Here is a 16807-nt window from a genome sequence, read left to right as displayed (position 1 = left end):
TTGCCAAAACCTAGCCCAGACACCATGTCAAAAAAAGCAGAAAGAACCACGGCATATATCATAGAGACTGTAGCTCCCATTTTTAATAAATTTGGATATGTGGGCACCAGTATGAGTGATCTTACCGAAGCCACAGGCCTTACCAAAGGTGCTATTTATGGGAATTTTGAAAATAAAGAAGCACTTGCATTATCAGCTTTTGAATACAATAGAAATCATCTTTTGGAAATACTCGATGAAAAATTGAACATAGAAGGTAGTGCTCTGGAAAAAGTCTTTTCACTTTTACGTTTCTATCGTCAGTATGATGTTTTTACACTGCCATTTGGTGGATGCACCATCCTTAATGTAGGGGTCGATGCACAAAACAACAATAGTCTCCTCGCTGCAGCGGTAAAGGAAACCATAAGAGAAATTGAGGGGAAAATAGCATTGGTATTGGAAAATGGAGTAAAAAATGGAGAAATCCACTTACCGGTTCCTCCGCTTCAATTTTCTAAACAACTGTTTACAATGATACAGGGGGCAGTTGCGATGTCCACTATGACAAGAGACAGAAAATACCTGGTAAACACTATTGCCTATTTAGAGCATTTAGTGCAAAAGGAAATAAAGAAATAACCATGTTTTACATGAGCCTTCTTTAAGAAAATAAAGAAGATATTAAAACCATAAACTATGAAGACAATCAAATATTTGATTGCTATTACAGTACTACTAATAGGATTCGCAAGTTGCGATACCTCAGAAAAAGATACAGGAGAAGCTACCGAACCTGTAATCTCAACCTATTATTTTATACGACATTCCGAGAAAGATAGAACAGACCCAGAAAATAAAAACCCAGAACTGAATCAAGATGGATTGGGAAGGGCTATACGATGGGCCGAGGTTTTTGATCCAATACAAATAGATGCCATATATTCGACCAATCTGCTAAGAACCGAGATGACCGCTGCGCCAACATCTGTGAAAAAAGATATTGAGATTAAGTATTACGACCCTTCCACCCTAGAAATCAATACTTTTAAAAATTCCAACGAAGGGCTTAATGTTTTAGTAGTGGGCCATAGCAATACGACTCCAGATTTTGTAAACAAAATGCTAGGCTCCGAAAAATATAATCAAATGGAAGATAATGATAATAGCAGTCTGTTTATCGTCAGAATTATCGATAGTGTAGCTACGGATATCCGATTAAAAATGGATTAGTTCGAAGTCACCTCTGGCTTAGAGATTTCTATTTTAGAAAGCAATTCCAGTTCACCTTTTTCAAATAGTTTTCCAATATCAAGGATGGATGTCTCCTTTGACTTAGACTTAAAATTATTATAATCCACAAAACGGATTCCGTTAATATAACGCTCATTATAAGCTTCCCTAAAACGTTGCCCTCCGCCATTAACATGAAAATCGTACGCTAAATAGTTGGGCTTGAACGTTTTTTTATCGAACCAATACACATAAACATCATCAAAATCGTCTCCCCCACCATTTTGGTCAAATGTCACTTTAACTTTATAGTGTTCCTTACCCTTTATAGTTTCTTCACCAAGAAGTTCTTTTTTTACGGCATTATCATTTAAGCCAAAAGGCAATCTTGCGAAATAGTGCACGGAATTAACAGAATTTGAATACCTATTCGCTATTGAATCTGACAAATTGACCAAAGAATCGTTAACATATCTCCGAAAACCATTTCTGGTTTTCACGTCCGTAATTGTTATGGAATCTATAAAAGAAATGCGTTTCAGTACTTTTCCTCCATTCCCACTTTCAGAACTATATTTTCTGTTTCTAAAGAAGAATGAGGTACTATGATTGTTATAACGTTCACCACCACTATCCAAGATAGACTTATCCACTATCTCTTGAACTGTGAGGCTAGTCTTATTCTCCTTACAAGCCAAGGTAAGAAGCATTAAAGTCGCTACAAAAAATCTTTTCATATAGTTGGTTTTCCTGTATAATCGTAAAATCAAGCGCAACATTACAATTTTCTTTTAACAAGAGTTCCTATTTTTGCCATCAATGCAGAAAAACATTAACATAAAAAACAAGCGAGCTAGGTTCGATTATGAAATCCTGGACACCTTTACGGCAGGGATTGTGCTCGGTGGCACAGAGATAAAATCCATCCGCTTGGGCAAAGCTTCCGTTTCTCAAAGTTTCTGCGAATTCAATGAAAAAGGAGAGCTTTTTGTCATCAATATGCAAATTGATGAATATAGTCACGGTGGTTATTACAACCATAAGCCCAAGGTGGAACGAAAATTGCTTTTGAACAAAAGAGAACTAAAGAAACTTAGAAAAGAAGTCACTACATCTGGACTCACCATAATCCCGCTTAACCTCTTCATCAATGATAGAGGTCTTGCGAAAGTCAACATTGGTCTCGCCAAGGGTAAAAAGCTTTACGATAAGCGTGAAACTATTAAAGACAGGGACAATAAAAGAGATTTGTCCAGAATAAAAAAGAGCTTCAATAATTAAGACGATTTAGTTTTTGTTCTCTAAAAGCGGAACAAATCGAAAAGCACCCAATTCTTGTTTTTCAAATTCCTTTTCAGATTTTCTAATATAAAGTGTCATTACCTGTTCTTCAGTTCCGATCGGAATCACTAAACGTCCGCCAATTTTCAGTTGTGACAGCAATGCTTTGGGAACTTCAGGAGCTCCTGCGGTAACAATGATTCCGTTAAAGGGCGCCTCTTGGGGCAAGCCTTTATAACCATCACCAAAAATAACCTTTCGTGGTCGATACCCCATTTTAGAAAAGAACAATTTGGTTTTCTTAAAAAGTTCTTGTTGCCGTTCAATGGTAAAAACCTTTGCACGAAGATGAAGTAAAACCGCCGTTTGATACCCACTGCCCGTTCCTATTTCCAGAATAGAATCGTTCGGTTTTAGCTGTAACAGCTCCGTCTGAAACGCCACCGTGTACGGCTGGGAAATTGTCTGTTCGGCACCAATTGGAAAAGCTTTATCCTGGTACGCATGGTCCTCAAAACCACTATCCAAAAAAAGGTGACGTGGTATGGTTTTTATAGCTTCTAGAACTTTTGGATCCTGTATTCCTTTGGCAGACAATACTTCTGCTAACTTATTGCGCATACCCCTATGCTTTAATGTATCCTTCATGTTTTTGGTCTGGTACACGAATTTAAAAAGTTCTCCACTAATTTTATGGATAGTTGGGTTCTTATTTTTATGGAAGAGTGACCGCATATCCTTATTTTTGACAAAAACAGCAGGTATGTTAAAAGTTGGTGTTCTTGGTGCAGGACATTTGGGTAAAATTCACCTCAGGCTCTTAAATGAATCCGATACATATGAACTTGTTGGTTTTCATGACCCAGATGAAATCAATGCAAAAAAAGTGGCCGACGAGTTTGGGTACACCTATTTTGAAAACATCAATACACTAATCGATGCAGTAGAAGTAATAGATATTGTAACCCCTACCCTTTCACATTTTGACTGTGCAAAAAAGGCCATAGAGAAAGGAAGGCATATTTTTATCGAAAAACCTATTACAAACACATTAGAAGAAGCTGAAAAACTTCTTAAGCTCACCGAACAGCATTCCGTAAAAGGACAGGTAGGCCATGTGGAGCGTTTTAATCCGGCATTTTTGGCGGTAAAGGACAAGATTGAAAACCCAATGTTCATTGAAACCCATCGGTTGGCAGAATTCAATCCCAGAGGAACCGATGTTCCCGTGGTACTGGACTTAATGATTCACGATATTGATGCCATTTTGAGCGTTGTCAATTCTGAAGTAAAACAAATCAATGCAAGCGGGGTTTCAGTAATCAGTAAATCCCCGGATATTGCCAATGCACGAATTGAATTTGAAAATGGATGTGTTGCCAATCTGACGTCCAGTAGAATTTCTTTGAAAAATATGCGTAAATCACGCTTCTTCCAACGGGATGCTTACATTTCGGTAGATTTTTTGGAAAAGAAGGTCGAAGTGGTCAAAATGAAGGATGCCCCTGAAAAACCGGGAGATTTTGATATGGTGCTACAAAATGCCGAAGGAGAAAAAAAGCAGATTTATTTTGAAAATCCAGATGTTGAACCCAACAATGCCATTAAGGACGAACTGGAAACCTTTGCAGATGCCATAAACAACAGTACCGAACCTGTTGTAACCCTAAAAGACGGAACTCGGGCGTTGCAAGTAGCCCTACAAATCATAGAATCGTTTAAAAAATAATTTACAATCTGTTTGATTGTCATCCTGAGCCTGTCGAAGGAAATCAAGAACGACATAATCCCAAAATAAAAAATGAAAAAAATAGCAGTTATTGGTGCGGGTACCATGGGAAATGGAATCGCCCACGTTTTTGCCCAGAACGGATTCCAAGTACATCTTATTGATATTGCACAACCTTCCTTGGATAAGGGATTGGCAACGATCACCAAAAACCTGGACCGTATGGTTGCCAAAACATCCATTACAGAACAGGACAAGGAAAATACGCTGGGAAACATTTCAACCTTCACGGATTTAAAGGAAGGTGTTGCCGAGACTAATTTGGTTGTAGAAGCGGCCACAGAAAATCTAAATATCAAGCTTCAGATTTTTAAGGATTTAGATGCAATTTGTGACGAAGCAACAATCCTTGCCACAAATACTTCGTCCATTTCGATTACCCAGATTGCCGCTGTAACGCAACGACCCGACAAAGTCATTGGAATGCATTTTATGAATCCGGTACCAATCATGAAGTTGGTTGAAATCATTAGAGGTTATAGCACTTCAAATGAAGTGACGGAAACTATTATGAAACTATCCTCCGATTTGGGCAAAACCCCAACAGAGGTTAACGATTATCCCGGTTTTGTTGCCAATAGAATCCTTATGCCCATGATCAACGAAGCCATTGAAACGCTATATAATGGTGTAGCGGGAGTACAGGAAATCGACACTGTAATGAAACTGGGCATGGCACACCCCATGGGGCCATTGCAACTAGCAGATTTTATTGGATTGGATGTATGTCTATCCATTCTTAATGTGATGTACGATGGTTTTAAGAATCCCAAGTATGCGCCATGTCCCCTATTGGTCAATATGGTTATGGCAGGAAAATTGGGTGTTAAATCTGGTGAAGGATTTTACGATTACGCAGCGTCAAGAAAAGCAGAAAAGGTAGCTGCTCAATTCAGTTAAACGCCTATGGCCCTCATAAAACCCTTCAAGGCCATACGCCCTGCAGAGGACAAAGTTTCCTTTGTAGCATCAAAATCATATGAAGAATATCCAAAGGAAGAGTTGAATGCCGTACTTAAGTATAATCCCTTCTCTTTCTTACATATCATAAATCCAGGATTCAAGTTTGATAAAAATATTACTGGCGAAGAGCGTTTCAAACTGGTCCATAATAGGTACTTGGAGTTTTTGGAGGACGATACCTTTATAAAGGACGAAGAAGCCTGCTTTTATCTCTATCAAATCACAAAGCGAAATTTTAAGACGCTCGGTTTCTTTTGCGCCTGCAGTATTGTAGATTATCAAAAGGATATCATCAGAAAACATGAAGATACCATTCAACAAAGAGAAGAGCTTTTTGCTGACTATTTAAACACCGTAGGTTTTAATGCGGAACCAGTGCTAATGACCTACGCGGATGATGCGTCCATAAAGGCAGTTTTAGAGCATGAGTCCAAAAAGGACCCACACTATAATTTTACGACTAGGGACAAAATCAATCATAAACTTTGGAAAATAGATACCATCGAGACAATTGAAAAACTCAAAGCCGCATTTAAGGGCATAGATGCGCTCTACATTGCAGATGGACATCATAGAAGTGCATCCTCGAATCTTTTGGCAGAGAAGATGAAAGCCAAAAACACATCGCATACAGGCGAAGAGGCCTATAATTTTTTTATGACCTACCTAATCCCTGAATCTGAAATCAGGATTTATGAATTCAACAGGATGGTGCGAGATTTGAACGGCCTTTCAAAAAACGAGTTTTTGATTAAGCTGGACACTTATTTCCGAATTGAAAAAAAGCAAGATGGATTGTACAGACCAACGCAAAAGCATCATTTTAGCATGTACTTGGATGGCGAGTTCTATTCATTGTATCTTAGAAAGACCGTATATGAATTTACCGATTCTTTAAGTGAATTGGATACACAAATACTGTTTAAAACTATTCTGGAACCTATTTTGGGCATATCCGACCTAAGGAACGACAAACGTATATCCTATGGTTTTGGAAAACATAATGTCATTAAAATGAAGGACAGTATAGATGCTGGAGAATATGCCGTTGGTTTTAGTCTAGTGCCTATCAATATAGATGAAGTCAAGGCGATTGCCGATGAAGGTTTGGTAATGCCCCCAAAAAGTACCTACATAGAACCTAAACTACGCAGCGGTATGGCAATTTATGAGCTTTAATACTTTGAAAATCAAAAATATGTCGATTAAAGATAATCTTACAGCAATCAAAAAAAAGCTTCCAGAACATGTTACGCTCGTAGCCGTTTCAAAAACGAAGCCAAATGAGAATCTGTTGGAAGCCTATGAAGCTGGTCAACGCATTTTTGGTGAGAACAAAATCCAGGAAATGACCCAAAAATGGGAAACATTGCCCAAGGATATAGAATGGCACATGATTGGTCACGTTCAACGTAATAAGGTCAAGTATATGGCCGAATACGTTTCTTTGGTCCATGGAGTGGATAGCTTCCGTTTGCTCAGAGAAATTAACAAACAAGCAAAAAAATACGATAGGGTCATTTCATGCTTGCTCCAAATGCACATAGCAGCTGAAGAAACCAAATTTGGGCTAGATAAAACAGAATTAGAGGATATTCTCAGTGCCGATGAGTTCAAATCCATGGAAAATATTAAAGTTGTTGGACTTATGGGAATGGCCACATTTACAGAAAGTGAAGAGGTGGTAAAAAAAGAGTTTGCATACTTAAAATCCGTTTTTGACGAACTAAAAGAAAAACTACCTAACATCAACATTCTTTCTATGGGTATGAGTGGAGACTATCCCATTGCTATTGAGGAAGGTAGTACTATGGTGCGAATTGGAAGTAGTATCTTTGGCGCACGCAATTATTTATAATCCATATTCTAATAATTTTCATGTACGCAATACTCGATATTGAAAGCACAGGAGGAAAATACAATGAGGAAGGCATCATGGAAATTGCTATCCATAGGTTTGATGGACACAAGGTCGTGGATAAGTTTATGGGATTGATCAATCCAGAGCGAGAAATTCAACCTTTCGTTGTTAAGCTTACAGGAATCAATAATAAGATGCTAAAATCTGCTCCAAAGTTTCATGAAGTAGCAAAACGTATCGTTGAAATTACGGAAGGTGCAGTAATTGTGGCCCATAATGCCCAATTCGATTATAGAATATTGCGCACCGAGTTTAGAAGGCTGGGCTATGATTTTCAAAGAAAGACCCTCTGTACCGTAGATTTATCAAAAAAACTACTTCCCGATGCAGAATCACATAGTTTGGGGAAACTGGTACGCTCCCTCGGAATTCCCATGAGCGACCGTCATAGAGCTAATGGCGACGCCATTGCAACGCTAAAGCTTTTTAAATTATTATTGGATAAAGATTCTGAAAAAACTATTATTAAAGAAGTAATCAGAGAGGAATCCCAAGGGGAACTCTCCCCTACCCAGTTGGATATTGTTTCTGACTTACCATCTGAAACCGGTGTATACTATATGCACGATAAAGACGGTGACATTATTTTTTTAGCCAAGACCAAGGATATCAAAAAAAGAGTAAATCAACATTTTACGAATGTCGGGCAACTCGCCAGAAAACTCCAAAAATCGACCAAAAAAGTAACTTTTGAGAGAACTGGCAGCGAATTGATAGCCATTCTAAAAGAGTACCAGGAGCTCAGAAAAAACAAGCCCAAACACAATACCCTTACCAAGAAAAAATTGTTTTCCCATGTCCTCAATTTTTCAAAAAACGGGGAAACACATATCAATCTCGATATTGTAAAAACAAGATTTCAAAAGAAGCAAAATATTGGGTTCAACGGTGTACCATCAGCAAAGAGTTTTTTGAAAAAAGTGAGCACAGAGTTTAAGCTAGATCCAATTTCATTGGGTTTAGACGTGTCAAATGAACATTTACAAAAAGACTCCTTAGGTGAATACACAAGTAGTGATAATGCAACCGAATTCAATGAAATTGTAAACTCGGTCTATCATAAATACAGCTTATCAGGCAAAAACATAGCATTGTTGGACAAAGGAAGACAAGTAGGTGAAAAAAGTTTTGTCCTCATAAAAAATGGTGACCTTAAAGGATATGGCTATGTAGAGCTTAACCATCAAATCAATAATATTGCTATATTGGAGTCTATAATGACACCAATACCAAACGATGAAAACACTGTGTTTATCATTGAATCTTATTTGAGAAAGAATAACAAAATCAAGGTTTTGGAGCTAATACCAACTACTTGAAAGAACACAAAATACATTCTGGCTGGAAAAACACGCTGCACGAAATTATCTATGAAGCAGACACGCCTTTAGGTAAGATTTTCGATATTACGCTTTTTGTGCTCATCATACTTAGTGTCTTGCTTGTGATGCTAGAGAGTGTCGATGAAATCGATGCAAAATATCATAGCAGTCTTTTGGTATTGGAATGGGTTATAACGGGCTTCTTTACTTTGGAATACATTGCAAGAATTATTAGCATCCGTAAACCATGGAAGTATATTTTCAGCTTTTTTGGGATTATAGACTTCATATCCACCATCCCCTTATACCTCTCCTATATTTTAGCAGGTTCCCAGGTTTTGATAGCGTTCAGGGCATTTCGGTTACTTCGTATTTTTAGAATACTGAAGCTGGTAAAATACATCGGTGAAGCATCCCAGCTACAGTCCGCACTAAAAGCGAGTAGGGCAAAAATAGGCGTGTTCATTTATGTAGTATTGATTCTATCCGTAATCATGGGAACAGTAATGTATCTTATTGAAAGTGATGAAGCAGGTTTCACGAGCATTCCCCGAAGCATTTATTGGACCATTGTTACTTTGACCACGGTAGGTTACGGGGATATTGCACCAGAAACCAATTTAGGGCAATTTTTTGCCACCGTAATCATGATTTTGGGCTATGGCATAATAGCCGTACCTACTGGAATCGTTACTGTCGAGTTTTCCAAGTTCGGTAAAGAAAAAAAGGGCGATAATCTGGTCCATACCAACACAAAAGCTTGCCCAGGGTGTGGTGTTGAAGGTCACCGCGATGATGCGACTCATTGTTATAACTGTGGTGAACCGTTATGAGTGGTAAAATATTGATAGCCGTAGTTGGCCCCACCGCAATTGGAAAAACAAGATTAGGTATTACCATTGCTTCTCATTTTAAAACTGAAATTACTTCAGCGGACTCTAGGCAATTTTTTAGAGAAATGAACATTGGCACAGCCGTTCCTTCGCCCGATGAGTTAATGGCCGTACCACATCACTTTATTCAGCATAAAAGTATATTCGAGCCCTATTCCGTAGGTGATTTTGAGCGGGATACGATTGACTTGTTAAAAACACTTTTTCGGAAAAACGATTTTGTTGTCATGGTAGGTGGCAGCGGTCTATATGTAGATGCTGTTGTCAAAGGGTTGGATAAATTTCCAGAAGTTGATTCAAAGGTACGCGAGTCACTGCGTTTACAACTAAGACAGAACGGACTGTCTAGTTTGCAAGAAGAATTACAACAGAGAGACCCCACATATTATGAATCCGTGGATATTGAGAATCCGCATAGGGTAATTAGAGCTCTAGAAATTTGCATTACCGCCAATAAGCCATATTCTTCCTTCTTGAATAAAAAAAAGGAGTCAAGAAATTTTAAAACTATATATGTAGGCATTACTGCGGATAGAGAAATTATCTATGAGCGTATCAACCAAAGGGTAGATACCATGATGGATACAGGATTGTTGGAGGAAGCAAAAAAATTATATCGGGACAAGCATCTTAATGCGTTACAAACTGTAGGGTATCGAGAACTTTTTCAGTATTTTGATGGAAATTTTACGCTGGACTTTGCAATTTCAGAAATTAAAAAAAACACGAGGCGCTTTGCCAAAAGACAACTGACCTGGTTACGGAAAAATAACGACATCCTATGGGTAAATCACGACGAGGCATCAAGTTCTATTTTGGAAAAAGTAACTGCTAAAATCAACGATACATCAAATGGTTGAAGAGAAAAGAGTCTTAATTATTATGGGCGTGAGCGGAACTGGAAAATCCACCATTGGCAATATGCTGTCCGAGCATTTAGAAATACCGTTTTTTGATGGTGATGATTTTCATCCGAAGGAAAACGTGGCTAAAATGAGTACCGGTAAGCCCTTGAACGATGATGATAGAAAAGGCTGGTTGCTTACTTTGAACCAATTGGCCAAGAAACAAAAACATACTGGAGCCATTATAGCATGTTCCGCCTTAAAAGAAAAGTATAGAGAATTATTGCGAAATGGGCTGGAAGATATCATGGTATTTATTCATTTAGAAGGCTCATTTGAACTGATAAAATCCAGATTGGAACAACGCAAAGGACATTTTATGCCCTTACAACTTTTACAATCACAATTTGATGCCTTGGAAACACCTTCAGACGCCATAACCGTATCAGTATCAGAGCCTCCTGAAAAAATTTTGCAAAATGTGCTAACCCAGCTTGGAGCATAACTATATAAGTGGCAAGTCAAACGTATGCTAAAAAAAACATAAAATATAAATAGGTTCCGATATTTTTCTACTTGCCAGTGTAACAAATTCTTACATTTGGAGACTAACTTTCGACTAATTATTAATTAACAACTCCTAAAATGAAAAAAGTGTACTTTTTGGCTGCATCCATTGTGGCCTTTACAAGTTGCAAAGAAAAACCCAAACCTGCTGAAGAGGTAGAAAAAATCCCCGGTATTGTTCTGGAAAACATGGATACTACGGTAAGTCCAAAAGAAGATTTCTACAATTACGTAAATGGTAATTGGATGAAAAACACCGAAATTCCTGCCGATCGTTCAAGTTGGGGAGGATTTTCTGTTTTAAGAAAGTCTACAGATGCCGATGTGCTTCAAATCATAGCAGAGGCAAAGGAAAGTGGTAAATATGATTCAACTACAGATCAGGCCAAAGCAATGGCGATTTTCGACACAAAACTTGATACCGCGGCAAGGGATAAAGCAGGTATTTCACCGCTTCAACCCGCTTTGGATGCCATTGCGGCCATAGAAAGCTTAGAAGATTTACAAACAGTTTTAGCCACTAATTCCACTGTCTCTTCCCCTTTCCTAGGCGTTTCTGTTTTTGCGGATTTGAACAATAGTGCCATGAATGCCGTTTATCTTGGCCCTACTGGATTAGGGTTACCAGACAGGGACTACTATTTGGACGAAGACGATAAATCCAAAGAAATTCGCGAGGAATACAAAAAACACGTTACCAGAATGCTCCAAATGCTTGGGGACAGTGAAGAAGTTGCTATGGCTGCTTCCGAAAAAATTCTTGAACTGGAAACCATCCTAGCCGAGCCAAGATTGGACAAAGTAGCACGTAGGGATGCAAGAAATCTTAACAACCCTAAGACAGTCGCAGAAGCTGATGCTATGCTCAGCAGCATTGATTTAAGCAAGATGATGAAAGATTTGGGTGCTACTAAAGCGTTTGATACCATTTTGGTAACACAAGTGGAATATACCAAGACTTTGAACAATTTTTTAAAGAATACACCCATCGAAGACCTTAAGACCCTAATGCGTTGGGATACATTCAATAGCTCAGCGGGAAGGTTGACTACAGCTATTGAAAAGGCCAACTGGGAATTTTACAGTAAATACCTACGGGGTTCAGAAGAGCAACGTCCTGCGGACGAGCGTGCATTGGCAACCGTAAACAGAAATGTGGGCGAGGCCTTGGGTCAACTGTATGTAGATGCTAAATTTCCGCCTGAAGCTAAAGCAAAAGCGGAAAAAATGATTGCCAACGTAATCGAAGCATATAAAGAGCGTATAAAAAAACTGGATTGGATGGGAGACACAACCAAACTAAAAGCAATCCAAAAGCTAGATAAATTCACCGTAAAGATTGCTTATCCAGATGATTGGGAAGATTACTCTTCCATGGAAGTAGCCGCTGACAAGTCGTATTTTGAAAATATGGTCGCTGTGGACAAATGGCAAACAGCGGATAATTTTTCGGATATTGGAGAGCCTGTGGACAAAACAGAATGGGGAATGTCACCACAGACCGTTAACGCTTACTTCAACCCTCTCAATAATGAAATTGTATTCCCAGCTGCCATATTACAGCCACCTTTCTACAACTATACTGCCGATGAGGCTGTAAACTATGGTGGAATTGGCGCAGTAATTGGCCATGAGATCTCGCATGCATTCGATGATAGCGGAGCACGCTTTGACTCTGATGGAAACCTAAAAAACTGGTGGACCGATGAAGATTTAGCTGCTTTTACGGAAAGAGGCAATGCTCTTGCCGCCCAGTATGACAGTGTTCAAGTAATACCAGAAGTCAACGTAAACGGAAAATTCACCCTAGGGGAAAACATAGGTGATCTTGGCGGTGTTCTTGGAGCATATGATGGTCTTCAGAGACATTTTGCAGAAAACGGCAGACCAGAAAATATAGATGGTTTTACTCCTGAGCAACGATTTTTTATGTCCTGGGCAACTGTCTGGAGAACAAAATCCAGAGATGAGGCTTTACGCACCCAAATAAAGACCGACCCCCATTCTCCTGGGCAAGTTAGAGCTATTCAACCTTTATTGAACGTTCAGGCATTCTATGATGCATTTGATATCAAAGAAGGTGATAAAATGTATCTTCCAGAAGAAGAGCGCGTAGCGATCTGGTAATCTTTTTCAGAAAATATTTGAAAGGGGCACTTAGGTAAGTGCCCCTTTTTTATGCCCAAGAACTTAAAAGGTGTATTTATAAATTATTCTATATTTGGTTCTTATCGTAAAAACGACCAACACTAACCATTGCACTTGATGATAGCCACTAACCTTATACTAGCAGTTGTTACCGGAATTGCCCTACTCCTCTTTCTTATTCTACGATTAAAGATAAATGCATTTATAGCATTATTGATCGGCAGTATTACGGTTGGATTAATCGCTGGACTTGATGCCCAAGAAATCATTAAGACGGTTCAAGATGGAATGGGCAATACTTTGGGTTTTGTGGCAACAGTGGTCGGTCTAGGTGCTATGTTCGGTGGTATTTTAGAAGCATCGGGCGGCGCAAAGACTATAGCAGATTTTATGGTGTCTAAGTTTGGGTTAAAAAAAGCACCGGCAGCCATGGTAATTTCTGGATTTTTAATAGCAATTCCCGTTTTTTTCGATGTTGCTTTTATTATTCTGGTTCCTATGATCTATGCATTACAGCGCAAAACAGGAAAATCCCTGCTACTCTACGCTATTCCATTACTTGCAGGTCTAGCCATCACACATGCCTTTATCCCTCCTACTCCCGGTCCTATAGCGGTGGCCGATATTATTGGGGCGAACTTGGGCTGGGTAATTCTGGTCGGTTTCCTTGCTGGAATTCCTACTGCGCTAGTTGCCGGATTGTTGTTTGGGCGTTACATTTCGAAAAAAATCCATGTGGTAGCTCCCAAAGAGTTAAAACAAACTGAAATCAATAAGCTACCTCCTATTGGACCTACCCTCTCTATCATAGCGTTTCCCATTGTTCTTATTTTGTTGAACACTATCGTTTCCACTGGTGAAACTGGGGTTACCAATGCTATGGTATTAAATGGTATCGCTTTAGTTGGACATCCATTTTCAGCATTGATCATTGCCAATATACTAGCTTGGTACTTTTTTGGGGTCAGAAGAGGTTTCAACAAGCAACAGCTTTTTGATATTTCTACCAAATCATTGGCCCCTGCCGGTACAATCATACTACTTACTGGTGCTGGTGGTGTTTTTAAGCAAGTACTCACCAATACTGGAGCGGGCGAATTATTGGCCACTTCTTTGAACAGTGCTGGATTTCCAATTCTGGCCTTCGCATTTATAAGCGCTTCAATTGTGCGTATCATACAAGGGTCATCCACTGTCGCAATGATTACGGCCGCTGGCCTAGTAGCACCATTGCTGGCAAATGCCCAATTAGATGCCATAGAGCTGGCGTGCATGGTTATTGCCATTGCCTCTGGTGCCAGCATATTTTCCCATGTAAACGATAGCGGATTTTGGTTGGTGGGGCAATATCTGGGAATAACGGAAAAAGAAACTTTTAAATCTTGGACAATGATGACCACCATTCTTGCCTTTGTTGGTATTGGTACCGTATCATTGATTTATTATTTGATATAAAAAAACCATCCCACGGGATGGTTTCTTATACATTTTGAATTTATTTATCGTACGTTTAACTACTGCTGATTTTCCTGTTTAATCACCAATCGGAAGCCTTCTCCATGTATATTTAAAATTTCGACGACATCATCTCGTTTTAAATACTTTCTCAGCTTGGCAATATATACATCCATACTTCTAGATGTAAAATAATTATCATCTCTCCATATTTTGGTCAAGGCCAATTCCCTCGGCATCAAATCATTTTCGTGCAAGGCCAAGAGACGCAATAGTTCATTTTCCTTTGGAGATAATTTTACGGGCTCTTCATCTTTGTACTTCAAGAAACGTAACTTAGAATTTAAACTGAAATTACCTATTTCAAACTCAAATTGCTTACTGTCTGCCAATGTACTGGAAGCTTTTCTTTGAAGTATTGCTTTAAGTTTCATCAACAGTACTTCAGAGTCAAAGGGCTTGTTGAGATAATCGTCTGCACCTGCCTTATATCCCTTAAGCACATCTTCTTTCATAGTTTTGGCGGTAAGGAAAATAATAGGAACATTTTCATTCTTTTCCCTGATTTCCCTAGCTAAAGTGAACCCATCTTTGTAAGGCATCATAACATCCAAAATACAGACATCATAGTTGTCCTTTTTGAACTTCTCAAAGCCTTCCATTCCATTTTTGGCCAAGACGACATCAAAGTCGTTCATGGATAAGTAATCCTTTAGGACAATTCCAAAATTTGGGTCATCCTCCACTAAAAGTATTTTCTTCTTTTCAGTCTCCATAGTTTTCTAAATTAAAGGTAGTTTTAAAAAGAAAGTGCTTCCTTTTCCCTTTTCACTTTCCGCATAAACTTCTCCTTGGTGATCTTCAATTATTCGTTTTACGTAGGCCAGTCCTAAACCATGCCCTTTCACATTATGTATATCTCCTGTATGTTCTCGATAAAATTTTTCAAAAACTCTTTTTAAGACCGCTTTGCTCATACCAGCTCCTTGGTCTTTTATCTTTATTACTATGGTGTTTTTTACAATCTCTGTAAAAACATCAATTTTAGGAGTCTCTGGAGAATACTTAACTGCATTGTCCAAGACATTTACCACCACATTGGTGAAATGCATATCGTTGGCCAGAATTTCCGATCGCTCGGCATCTAAATGTGCATTTACATAACCTCCTCTATCATTAACTATTAAATCAACATGGGCAATAGCATCCGTAATAATATCATGGACATCTACCCTATCCTTGCTAATGTCCAATTGGTTTTTTTCCAATTTCGATATCCGTAGTACGTTCTCCACTTGAGCGTGCATACGCTTGTTTTCATCTTTGATCATACCCAAATACCGTAAGACTTTTTCTTTATCTTCTATCGATTTTGGGTTTCGTATTGCTTCTACGGCCAAATTTATAGTTGCAATAGGAGTTTTAAACTCGTGGGTCATATTATTGATAAAGTCCGTTTTTATTTCGGATATCTGTTTTTGTTTTATCAATTGATAAATAGCACTGGAATATGCGACCATAATGACCAGCGTAAAAATCAACGATAACAACGCCATTCCCATAATCGATTCTAAAAGAAACTTTTTCATTTTTGGAAATGTTAGCAATAAGGAGAAATTGGTTCTCCCTTCACTATCTTCAAAAATTGGAGCTTCATACATTTTCGACTCGGAAAACTTAAACTTTTTAGACTTAACCTTAGTTGGATACCCTTGACTATAAACTCCATATTCATAATCAATATTGATATTCCTGTTCTGTAGTTCCTGGCTCAATAACAACTCAAGTTCTTGTTTTGAAACTCTTTTATGTATAGGCCTACTTTTTGCGTACTCCATAAAGACATCTTCCCAAGCTGCTTTATCAATTCTGGATAACCCCCCAATCTTTTCAGCCTTTTGGATAGGCGTTAAACTGTAGCTTTTACCGTCCAATCCAAATTCTTCCTTAAAAACAGCCTTGGTGCGTTTACTGGTATAATTCTTAATGGTAGTGGTATCTTCCTCCCCTCCTAAATTATCAAAGAACGTTGATGTAATATTATAGTCTTCTTCTAATATTCCATGGGAATAAAAAAGAATTTCATCTGAATTCAAGTCTCTGTCAACGAACAAAAAATTTCTGAACTGTGTCGTTTTAGGCTGCCCAATGCTATCTACCAAAGAGGCCAAACGATCTGAATAATCTTTCATCTCCCTCATCTCCACTCGGCTTGCTACCTTATCCAATATGTCCGTAACCGTTCTTGAGAACTGTTCTTCCTTATCATCTACCGATGTCCTTATCCAATATACTTGAACAAAAATTATCCCGGTAAGGGATAAACTCATAAGAATGACCAGAAGAACAAATAGCTTCTTGTTCATTATGGTAAAATTAGAAATTTAACATTTAGACCATTTACCGTTTAA

The 16807-nt window shown here is 38.5% G+C and carries 17 protein-coding genes; 13 read left to right on the top strand and 4 right to left on the bottom strand.

Going from position 1 to position 16807, the window contains the following annotated elements:
- Positions 1-24: 24 nt before the first annotated feature.
- Positions 25-621, top strand: coding sequence for a TetR/AcrR family transcriptional regulator (locus LV716_RS15330; RefSeq protein ID WP_163418660.1), 597 nt, complete (start codon positions 25-27; stop codon positions 619-621).
- 57 nt (positions 622-678) lie between these two features.
- Positions 679-1212, top strand: a complete 534-nt coding sequence (locus LV716_RS15325; protein WP_163418659.1) for a histidine phosphatase family protein — start codon at positions 679-681, stop codon at positions 1210-1212.
- On the opposite strand, the gene LV716_RS15320 is transcribed toward LV716_RS15325, so the two are convergent.
- Positions 1209-1949 carry a DUF6503 family protein gene (locus tag LV716_RS15320; protein ID WP_163418658.1) on the bottom strand — a complete coding sequence of 247 codons (741 nt, stop codon included), beginning with the start codon at positions 1947-1949 and terminating at the stop codon, positions 1209-1211. The two genes, LV716_RS15325 and LV716_RS15320, sit on opposite strands and share 4 nt — an antisense overlap.
- 82 nt (positions 1950-2031) lie before the next feature.
- Between LV716_RS15320 and smpB the strand changes: the two genes are divergently transcribed.
- On the top strand, positions 2032-2493 hold the full coding sequence (gene smpB / locus LV716_RS15315) for an SsrA-binding protein SmpB (protein WP_163418657.1): 462 nt from the start codon (positions 2032-2034) through the stop codon (positions 2491-2493).
- Positions 2494-2499: 6 nt separating this feature from the next.
- Here smpB and LV716_RS15310 read toward each other — a convergent pair whose 3' ends face one another.
- The gene (locus LV716_RS15310) at positions 2500-3141 is read right to left on the bottom strand and encodes a protein-L-isoaspartate(D-aspartate) O-methyltransferase (RefSeq protein WP_163419483.1); all 642 of its coding nucleotides are present in this window, start codon (positions 3139-3141) and stop codon (positions 2500-2502) included.
- Between the two features lie 115 nt (positions 3142-3256).
- Here LV716_RS15310 and LV716_RS15305 point away from each other — a divergent pair, with 115 nt between their 5' ends.
- The 10 genes from LV716_RS15305 (at position 3257) to LV716_RS15260 (ending at position 14396) form a co-directional block, all read left to right on the top strand.
- Positions 3257-4222 (top strand): Gfo/Idh/MocA family protein, encoded by a 966-nt coding sequence (locus LV716_RS15305; RefSeq protein ID WP_163418656.1) that lies wholly within the window; start codon positions 3257-3259, stop codon positions 4220-4222.
- A gap of 72 nt (positions 4223-4294) precedes the next feature.
- Positions 4295-5182: a 3-hydroxyacyl-CoA dehydrogenase family protein gene (locus LV716_RS15300; protein WP_163418655.1), complete on the top strand. Its 888-nt coding sequence runs from the start codon at positions 4295-4297 to the stop codon at positions 5180-5182.
- Between the two features lie 6 nt (positions 5183-5188).
- Entirely contained in the window at positions 5189-6424 is a 1236-nt protein-coding gene (locus LV716_RS15295; protein WP_163418654.1) for a DUF1015 domain-containing protein, read from the top strand.
- 19 nt (positions 6425-6443) lie between these two features.
- A complete protein-coding gene (locus LV716_RS15290; RefSeq protein WP_163418653.1) occupies positions 6444-7103 on the top strand; it encodes a YggS family pyridoxal phosphate-dependent enzyme in 660 nt (219 codons plus the stop codon).
- A gap of 20 nt (positions 7104-7123) precedes the next feature.
- Complete coding sequence (locus tag LV716_RS15285) at positions 7124-8485, top strand: exonuclease domain-containing protein (protein WP_163418652.1); 1362 nt, start codon at positions 7124-7126, stop codon at positions 8483-8485.
- The gene (locus LV716_RS15280; RefSeq protein WP_163418651.1) at positions 8482-9321 is read left to right on the top strand and encodes an ion transporter; all 840 of its coding nucleotides are present in this window, start codon (positions 8482-8484) and stop codon (positions 9319-9321) included. The genes LV716_RS15285 and LV716_RS15280 overlap by 4 nt, the downstream gene beginning before the upstream one ends.
- Positions 9318-10241 (top strand): tRNA (adenosine(37)-N6)-dimethylallyltransferase MiaA, encoded by a 924-nt coding sequence (gene miaA / locus LV716_RS15275; RefSeq protein WP_163418650.1) that lies wholly within the window; start codon positions 9318-9320, stop codon positions 10239-10241. The genes LV716_RS15280 and miaA overlap by 4 nt, the downstream gene beginning before the upstream one ends.
- Positions 10234-10731 (top strand): gluconokinase, encoded by a 498-nt coding sequence (locus LV716_RS15270; protein WP_163418649.1) that lies wholly within the window; start codon positions 10234-10236, stop codon positions 10729-10731. The genes miaA and LV716_RS15270 overlap by 8 nt, the downstream gene beginning before the upstream one ends.
- Before the next feature lie 140 nt (positions 10732-10871).
- Positions 10872-12920 (top strand): M13 family metallopeptidase, encoded by a 2049-nt coding sequence (locus LV716_RS15265; RefSeq protein WP_163418648.1) that lies wholly within the window; start codon positions 10872-10874, stop codon positions 12918-12920.
- Between the two features lie 138 nt (positions 12921-13058).
- Positions 13059-14396 carry a GntP family permease gene (locus LV716_RS15260; RefSeq protein WP_163418647.1) on the top strand — a complete coding sequence of 446 codons (1338 nt, stop codon included), beginning with the start codon at positions 13059-13061 and terminating at the stop codon, positions 14394-14396.
- A 59-nt stretch (positions 14397-14455) separates the two neighbouring features.
- Here the strand turns inward: LV716_RS15260 and LV716_RS15255 are convergent, their stop codons facing one another.
- The gene (locus LV716_RS15255) at positions 14456-15172 is read right to left on the bottom strand and encodes a response regulator transcription factor (protein ID WP_163418646.1); all 717 of its coding nucleotides are present in this window, start codon (positions 15170-15172) and stop codon (positions 14456-14458) included.
- 6 nt (positions 15173-15178) lie between these two features.
- Complete coding sequence (locus tag LV716_RS15250) at positions 15179-16762, bottom strand: sensor histidine kinase KdpD (protein WP_163418645.1); 1584 nt, start codon at positions 16760-16762, stop codon at positions 15179-15181.
- Positions 16763-16807: the final 45 nt, after the last annotated feature.

Source organism: Flagellimonas sp. HMM57 (assembly GCF_021390175.1).
Lineage (GTDB): Bacteria > Bacteroidota > Bacteroidia > Flavobacteriales > Flavobacteriaceae > Flagellimonas.
This window is presented reverse-complemented; position numbering and strand designations above follow the sequence as displayed.

Excerpts from the sequence above, each read along its gene's own strand:
- LV716_RS15330 (WP_163418660.1), top strand. The coding sequence starts at position 25 with ATGTCAAAAAAAGCAGAAAGAACCACGGCATATATCATAGAGACTGTA.
- LV716_RS15325 (WP_163418659.1), top strand. The coding sequence starts at position 679 with ATGAAGACAATCAAATATTTGATTGCTATTACAGTACTACTAATAGGA.
- LV716_RS15320 (WP_163418658.1), bottom strand. The coding sequence starts at position 1,949 with ATGAAAAGATTTTTTGTAGCGACTTTAATGCTTCTTACCTTGGCTTGT.
- smpB (WP_163418657.1), top strand. The coding sequence starts at position 2,032 with ATGCAGAAAAACATTAACATAAAAAACAAGCGAGCTAGGTTCGATTAT.
- LV716_RS15310 (WP_163419483.1), bottom strand. The coding sequence starts at position 3,141 with ATGAAGGATACATTAAAGCATAGGGGTATGCGCAATAAGTTAGCAGAA.
- LV716_RS15305 (WP_163418656.1), top strand. The coding sequence starts at position 3,257 with ATGTTAAAAGTTGGTGTTCTTGGTGCAGGACATTTGGGTAAAATTCAC.
- LV716_RS15300 (WP_163418655.1), top strand. The coding sequence starts at position 4,295 with ATGAAAAAAATAGCAGTTATTGGTGCGGGTACCATGGGAAATGGAATC.
- LV716_RS15295 (WP_163418654.1), top strand. The coding sequence starts at position 5,189 with ATGGCCCTCATAAAACCCTTCAAGGCCATACGCCCTGCAGAGGACAAA.
- LV716_RS15290 (WP_163418653.1), top strand. The coding sequence starts at position 6,444 with ATGTCGATTAAAGATAATCTTACAGCAATCAAAAAAAAGCTTCCAGAA.
- LV716_RS15285 (WP_163418652.1), top strand. The coding sequence starts at position 7,124 with ATGTACGCAATACTCGATATTGAAAGCACAGGAGGAAAATACAATGAG.
- miaA (WP_163418650.1), top strand. The coding sequence starts at position 9,318 with ATGAGTGGTAAAATATTGATAGCCGTAGTTGGCCCCACCGCAATTGGA.
- LV716_RS15270 (WP_163418649.1), top strand. The coding sequence starts at position 10,234 with ATGGTTGAAGAGAAAAGAGTCTTAATTATTATGGGCGTGAGCGGAACT.
- LV716_RS15265 (WP_163418648.1), top strand. The coding sequence starts at position 10,872 with ATGAAAAAAGTGTACTTTTTGGCTGCATCCATTGTGGCCTTTACAAGT.
- LV716_RS15260 (WP_163418647.1), top strand. The coding sequence starts at position 13,059 with ATGATAGCCACTAACCTTATACTAGCAGTTGTTACCGGAATTGCCCTA.
- LV716_RS15255 (WP_163418646.1), bottom strand. The coding sequence starts at position 15,172 with ATGGAGACTGAAAAGAAGAAAATACTTTTAGTGGAGGATGACCCAAAT.
- LV716_RS15250 (WP_163418645.1), bottom strand. The coding sequence starts at position 16,762 with ATGAACAAGAAGCTATTTGTTCTTCTGGTCATTCTTATGAGTTTATCC.